Raw genomic sequence first — 6,495 nt, forward strand, 5'->3', positions numbered from 1 at the left:
GGTTAACTGTCGCAAAATCTTCATTATGGGGTCTTTGTATGCCTTTGATGGCACAATTGAATAAAAAAATTATGAATTGTGAATTTATGTCTTGACAAAGGTCACTTCATAACAGGTGTAATATTAAAGAATTCTAAATGTCTTTGTAATGCTTTTTTTAATCCCTCAGGATTATTTTTATAGATTTTTCTTAATCCATCACTAATCATTGTACAGAATCCCATATGCATTTGACGTTCATAATGCCATGAAAATTCCATAGGTAATGATCTCCAAAACATTTTTCTTAAATCTTTTTTTGTAATAACAGTATTTTCATTATTAGAAGTCTTCGTCATCATTATATCCTCCTTCAACAGCTAATTGATCATTATTATTTCGAAAATCAACACGTAAGAACACTGCAATTAATCCCATGATTGCAATACCAACAACAGGTACTCCAAAGTATGCTGATAATACAAATCCTAAAAAGAAGAATGGTACAACTTCTTTATTCATAATCATTCTTGCTAACATAGCAAATCCAATACCTGGCAATAATCCACAAGCTATAGATAAACCATTAGTTATTACTGTTGGAATAGCATTAACAATTGCTTCCATCTGACTACTTCCTAACGCAAATCCAAAGAAAGTAATTAAGAATAAAACAGTGCAAGTAATGAATCCTGTTCCCATATGAATTATCGAAATAGCTCTTGCGTTTCCTTTTGCAGCATATTTATCTGCAAGCCTTCCCATAAATGGTCTAACAATTGAGAAAATAAAATTGTCAATAGCCTGCGCTAATAATGCGATAGGGAATGCCATTGTAAAAGCAATTTCAGCCCCTTTACCTGTTGTAATAGCAAATGCAGTTCCTAAAACGCCTCCTACAATAACATTTGGAGGTATATAAGCTCCAACTGATACTTGTCCTAAAAAGGCTAACTCTAATGTAGCGCCTACAACAATACCAGTTTGCAAATCACCCAAAATCAAACCAACCAATGGTCCTAAAACGATAGGTCTTTGTATCATATTTGTTCCTGTAGCTAAATCACATTTACCAATAAAAGCTACACAACCTAACAAAAATGCTTGTAACATAAAATAATACTCCTCTCTCTAAATAACATCTTTTGCTAAAATTTTCTTTTCTGTTGGAACCATTCTGATTTCAACTTCAAAATCTTTATTAATCAAATCTTTTACTAAGTTTATTTCTTGATCTGTTAAATTAACAGCTTTAGAAATATTCTTAGTCTCATTAGTTGCTTTTGTTCCTCCCAAGACAACACTATTAATCATATTTGTCTCTGTCATCAAACGATAAGCATCAGCAACATTTTCCACAATGATAAACAATTTATATTTATCAGTTGCACCACTATTAAGAGCTTTTATAGAATCATTAATATCTTTAATAACTAATTTAACTCCTTGTGGTTTTGCCATTTTAATAGCCATCTTCTTTAAATCATCTTGCATAATACCATCATTAGCAATTAAAATACAATCTGCTGCAAGTGCGCTTGTCCATGAAAAAGCCACTTGACCATGCAATAATCGATGATCTACTCTCAAACATTTAATCATAAAATTCCTCCTAAAAGTCTTCATCCTCAATATTCTTCGTTAATAATGATTTGTTCTGTAATACAATTCCTTCTTTAGCATTGTTAATAATTTGTTTTATATCAACATTTTGGGAGCTAATAGCTAATACAAGTTCAAGAACCATATTCATATTCATACCTGATAATACATCTACATTGTCATAGATACACGTCTGTACTATAGCATTGTAAACACTCCCACCTTTAATATCACAAGCTATGATATAATGATGTTCCTGATCTTTTATAATTCTTTGATTTAATTCTTCAGCATAATCGTTAGGATTTTCCCCAGGGTAAAGACTAAATGATTCAACATCATCGGCTAAACTTCCTACAATCATTTTTACTGAATTAACCATTCCTTTTGATAATTCACCATGTGAAGCTAATATTAACTTAATCAAATTTGTCAACTCCTTTCACTTTTATTCAAGCAAATATCGTGCCAAGTCTTCTAATTTTCTTTTTTATTATTAAATGTTTGATCACTTTTATATAAGCAAAAAGTGTGCCATAAAGACACACTCTAATTATTTTTTACATAGTCATAAATATAACCTATTTCTTCAATTGGTATTTCCACATTATAAAATTTTTCAACATCACTAAATGATTTTTTTACACATTCAATAAATAGCGGTTCTTCTTCAAGAAAATTTCTATTAGAATAGATTTCTATGCTTTTATGTGTTACTAATCTCTCTATCAAACAGCATATATGAACATATAACCCAAAGCATGTACGATTTTTAAGTTGGATATTTAATAAACTTTGCATTTTATCAATACCTTTTGAAACTTGTTCTAATAAGCTATTAGGATTAAGAATTGTCAAAATATTCATAATATTTGATAATGAAAAATTCTTAAGAATATTCTTCTTAAATTCTTTTAAGTCTTCTTCACTCATGTAGTTTTCAAAATAAATGGAAAGATCCTCATAATTTGTATTGATAATAAGATCCTCAATTGCTACAAAACGGATACCAGGAATATTAGGATTCAACGTTCCTACAACACAAATCACTTCATAATCGTCAAACATATGCCCTTCTAATCCATTTTGAACTAATGATGCATAATCATAAGTCATGAGTTTTATTGATAAATGTTTTGGTAGTGATTCTTGTATCGTTGTTTTAATTTTCTCAGCGACACCTATCCCCGTTGCACAAGAACATACAATCACTGGTTCTTTGATACGATGTGTTTCTATATGCACATGATAAGATTGCTTTTTTTCTATATCTTCAAATATCTCTTGCATACTTAATTGTTCTTTTATCCCTTCGCCAATTTGTAGAGCTAATTTGGTATGAACATTATTAATCATTGCTATATCGATATTTTTTATTTGAATCCCTTCATAAATTGCTTCGAGTGAGCCCATATCTACTAATAAATATAATTCATTAAATGCTCCAACATGATTCAAAAATTCATTTAATCTCTTTATAATAACATTAACATCAACATGAAGTGGCATATCAATAGAATCAAAGATGTATTGATTAAGCAATTTATTAACGCTTTCTGCTATTGAACTTGCAGTAGAAAAACCATGAGCAACAATAATTGCTAATCTTTGATTATTGACAACATTATCAAAGTATCTATCTAGAAAAATAGTGAGAACACATAATACCATATCATCTAAGGAATCATTCATATTGTATTTAAAGTATTTGTATAATTCTAAAGCAACCAAATATTGTCGATGATAATAATTATTTAAATATTCCTTTAATTCATATACTTTATTCTCATATTGTTTATCCCAAGTCAATATTTCATTAATATTTTTCTGATATTCTGATAAATAACTTGTTACAGAAACCAATTCATTATTTGAAAGATGAAATCCATATTTATTTGTAACCATTGAAAATATTTTATTAACTGTATCTAATAAATAATGATCATTTTTCTTCTTGCTAAAAACTATTTTTTCAAAATAAACATCCACAATCTTTCTTAATTGCATAGTATTATCATTTCTATGATTATCAAATGATTCAATTAATTGTTGATAAAATTGAATAATTTTAGATTGAGATGAGGCAGGAACTAATTTTGAAATTTGAATTATTTTATGTTTGTTTGTTAACATTATTGATGGAGAAATTTGTTGAATAATTCGTTTCGGCAAATGAGATGCATGAATTTCCAAATGCTGACCACTTTGCGTAAACAATGCACTCACACAACTTGCTTGAATGACATTAGATAGTTCTCCAACATTCCCTACAAAATGATAATTCAACAAAGCTTGATAAGCATTTGTTGATATGTATATTTCTTTTTGTATACGTTTTTCTTCTTGGCGATAGAGATGATAAATAAGACTTAGTCTTTCATTTGTTCCCCTTTCTTCTAAAGAAGGTACTTGTAAAACAATAGGAATTCGTCTTAATAATGTTTTTAATAAAACTTTTTCAGGAATTTCAGTTGTTGCAAAAATAATACGACAACTTGATTTTAACCATTTATCATTATCGCCAATCATATGATAAATACCTTGATCCATATACAAGAATAACTTTTCTTGACACTCTGATTTTAAACAATGGACTTCATCTAAAAACAAAAGGCCCCCATCTGCATAATGTAATAATCCCATATTATCTTTATCAGCACCGGTAAATGAACCTCGCTTATATCCAAATAAATTTGCACTCAATAATTCCGGATTATTTGCATATTCCGAACAATTCACTTGTACAAAGCGAGCATCATTTTTTATAAGATTATGATTAACACAATACTCATAGGCTAGTTTTGCAAGCATACTTTTTCCTGTACCAGTAGGTCCGTTCAATAATATTGGTAATCCTTGAGGTGGATATGACAATGTTGCTTTCATAGATTCAACTAAATCATTTAAACTTTCATTAAATCCAATAAGTTTTTCAAAATCCTGCAATTGGTCTCCTTCTACATATTTTAAAAATTCAGATATATTAGAAAACTCATCTTGTGTAAATATAATTTTATTATCTTTTTCAAGTATAGATTTTGATAAATATAATATTGGTTTTGAATTAATTTTTATGAATAATCCCTTTTTATAAAGTTGATTAAGACTCATATTCACAGTATTTCTTGCAATTTTTATATTTTCACTTATTAATAATCCATTGGCATCCTCATAACGTTTTTCGTGTGTTATTTGGTTAATAATGGTCATTATTTTATCTTCCATTATAGTCACCTCTTTTTCAATCTTAGATGGTTTTAAATATCGTGTCAAGAATATTTTTTTAAAGCATCTTTTATTCATTTTTTTCTTATTTTTGGCACAATTTTTGCTAATATATAGATAAGAGGTGGCATTATGAAACAAAAAATGACATTTAATCCTACGTTTAAACAAACATTTCAATTAAATTTAAAAATGCAAAAGTCTTTAGATTTCCTTAAACTAAGTGAAAACGATATTCATGCAATGGTTCGTTCTTTATTGCAAACCAATCCATTTATAGAAATAAACGAAAAAAAAGAAGACTCTTTTTATTATTTAGAAAACATTGCTCAAAAACATACTTTAAAAGAAGAATTATATTTTCAATTAACTATGTTAAAGCAAGAATATGATTATGATATTATTTCATATTTGATTGAATCCTTAGACAATAAAGGTTTTCTCAATTTATCAAAAGAACAATACATGTATGATTTAAATATAAATAATGATATCTTTGATAAACATCTGAATATTTTACAATCATTGGAGCCTATTGGTGTAGGCGCATTCGATTGTTTTGACAGCATTTGTCTTCAATTAAAACACAAAGGTTTAAATACTTCATATAAAATTATGAAAGAATCAAAGGATCTCATTCTCTCAAAAAACTATACAGCTATTTCAAAAAAGTATCATATAACAAAATATCAAGTCAATCAAATATATGAAGATATACGTTTATGCGAACCTTTTCCGTGTGAACAATATAATAATGAAAATGATTCTATTATCATTCCAGATATAGAAATCATTATTGAAAACAATGATATTATTATACAACCCTACAATGATTTTTCTTTTTATATTAATGAAGACCTTTATGAATTGGTTAAAGATAATCATCAAATGAAAGATTATTTTAGAGATGCCCATTTCTTTCTTGATAATCTTACAAAAAGAAATCATACAATACTTATGGTTGCCAATACTTTAGTCAATATTCAAAGAAGTCACTTTTTATACAATGATGAACTAGTTAGCTGTACATTGGATGAAGTGGCAGAACAATGTCATTATCATGTTTCTACCATATCTAGAACAATAAATTCAAAATATTATATGTTCCATAACGAAATCTATCCATTAAAAAATCTCTTGGTATCAAAAAGTGCTTCGGGAGATAGTAGCGATGCTATAAAAAAAGCAATGAAAGATCTTATTGACAATGAAGATAAAAAAAATCCATTATCTGATCAAGAAATAGTCGAAGCCCTCAAAGACATTGATTTATACTGTTCTAGACGTGTTATCAATAAATACCGTAAAAAAATGGGAATACCCGCTTCACCTCAAAGAAAAATAAAATAAATATCCACCGGCCTAGCCGGTGGTTTTTCATTTGCGGGCATAGCCCTGCCTTCAGAGCAGCGCTTGACAGCGCTAACGTGGTCTGCGTCTTGCAATCTCTCTATCGCTTCTTGCCAGTAAACGGATCTTCCAATTCAAGTTCCAATTGCTCTGCTAGCTTATCTTCCTTTAATTGATTTGCAATATATTCCTGTATTTTCTTAGTATTCTTCCCTACCGTATCTACTTATACCGATAAAATAATTATGCCGATTAAATTGAAATAATCATTGTATCATCATTAGTTTTTTATTGATTTATCGGCATAAAACTTTTGTAATTATCTTAAGGAGGATGATT

Annotated in this window: 6 protein-coding genes and 1 pseudogene; 1 reads left to right on the top strand and 6 read right to left on the bottom strand. The window is 28.6% G+C overall.

Annotated features, from left to right (window positions below; translation table 11 throughout):
• Positions 1 to 101 precede the first annotated feature (101 nt).
• The 5 genes from B5G32_RS12960 to B5G32_RS12980 form a co-directional block, all read right to left on the bottom strand.
• Positions 102 to 341 (bottom strand): PTS system mannose/fructose/sorbose family transporter subunit IID, encoded by a 240-nt coding sequence (locus B5G32_RS12960; RefSeq protein ID WP_239386259.1) that lies wholly within the window; start codon positions 339 to 341, stop codon positions 102 to 104.
• A complete protein-coding gene (locus B5G32_RS12965) occupies positions 322 to 1,092 on the bottom strand; it encodes a PTS mannose/fructose/sorbose/N-acetylgalactosamine transporter subunit IIC (protein ID WP_087936895.1) in 771 nt (256 codons plus the stop codon). Before B5G32_RS12965 ends, B5G32_RS12960 begins: the two co-directional genes overlap by 20 nt.
• Positions 1,093 to 1,110: 18 nt before the next feature.
• Complete coding sequence (locus B5G32_RS12970; protein ID WP_087245013.1) at positions 1,111 to 1,581, bottom strand: PTS sugar transporter subunit IIB; 471 nt, start codon at positions 1,579 to 1,581, stop codon at positions 1,111 to 1,113.
• A gap of 10 nt (positions 1,582 to 1,591) precedes the next feature.
• Positions 1,592 to 2,008, bottom strand: coding sequence for a PTS sugar transporter subunit IIA (locus B5G32_RS12975; protein WP_087305044.1), 417 nt, complete (start codon positions 2,006 to 2,008; stop codon positions 1,592 to 1,594).
• Between the two features lie 122 nt (positions 2,009 to 2,130).
• The gene (locus tag B5G32_RS12980; RefSeq protein WP_087245011.1) at positions 2,131 to 4,806 is read right to left on the bottom strand and encodes a sigma 54-interacting transcriptional regulator; all 2,676 of its coding nucleotides are present in this window, start codon (positions 4,804 to 4,806) and stop codon (positions 2,131 to 2,133) included.
• Between the two features lie 132 nt (positions 4,807 to 4,938).
• Here B5G32_RS12980 and rpoN point away from each other — a divergent pair, with 132 nt between their 5' ends.
• The gene (gene rpoN, locus B5G32_RS12985) at positions 4,939 to 6,156 is read left to right on the top strand and encodes an RNA polymerase factor sigma-54 (protein ID WP_087245010.1); all 1,218 of its coding nucleotides are present in this window, start codon (positions 4,939 to 4,941) and stop codon (positions 6,154 to 6,156) included.
• Positions 6,157 to 6,256: 100 nt separating this feature from the next.
• On the opposite strand, the pseudogene B5G32_RS14205 reads toward rpoN, so the two are convergent.
• A pseudogene (locus B5G32_RS14205) lies at positions 6,257 to 6,382 on the bottom strand (IS200/IS605 family transposase); the annotation flags it as partial.
• Between the last annotated feature and the right edge of the window lie 113 nt (positions 6,383 to 6,495).

This window comes from Massilimicrobiota sp. An80 (assembly GCF_002159255.1).
Lineage (GTDB): Bacteria > Bacillota_I > Bacilli_A > Erysipelotrichales > Coprobacillaceae > Allocoprobacillus > Allocoprobacillus merdigallinarum.

What these genes read in the sequence shown, in the direction of transcription:
- B5G32_RS12960 (WP_239386259.1), bottom strand. Translation starts at nt 341, where the DNA reads ATGATGACGAAGACTTCTAATAATGAAAATACTGTTATTACAAAAAAA.
- B5G32_RS12965 (WP_087936895.1), bottom strand. Translation starts at nt 1,092, where the DNA reads ATGTTACAAGCATTTTTGTTAGGTTGTGTAGCTTTTATTGGTAAATGT.
- B5G32_RS12970 (WP_087245013.1), bottom strand. Translation starts at nt 1,581, where the DNA reads ATGATTAAATGTTTGAGAGTAGATCATCGATTATTGCATGGTCAAGTG.
- B5G32_RS12980 (WP_087245011.1), bottom strand. Translation starts at nt 4,806, where the DNA reads ATGGAAGATAAAATAATGACCATTATTAACCAAATAACACACGAAAAA.
- rpoN (WP_087245010.1), top strand. Translation starts at nt 4,939, where the DNA reads ATGAAACAAAAAATGACATTTAATCCTACGTTTAAACAAACATTTCAA.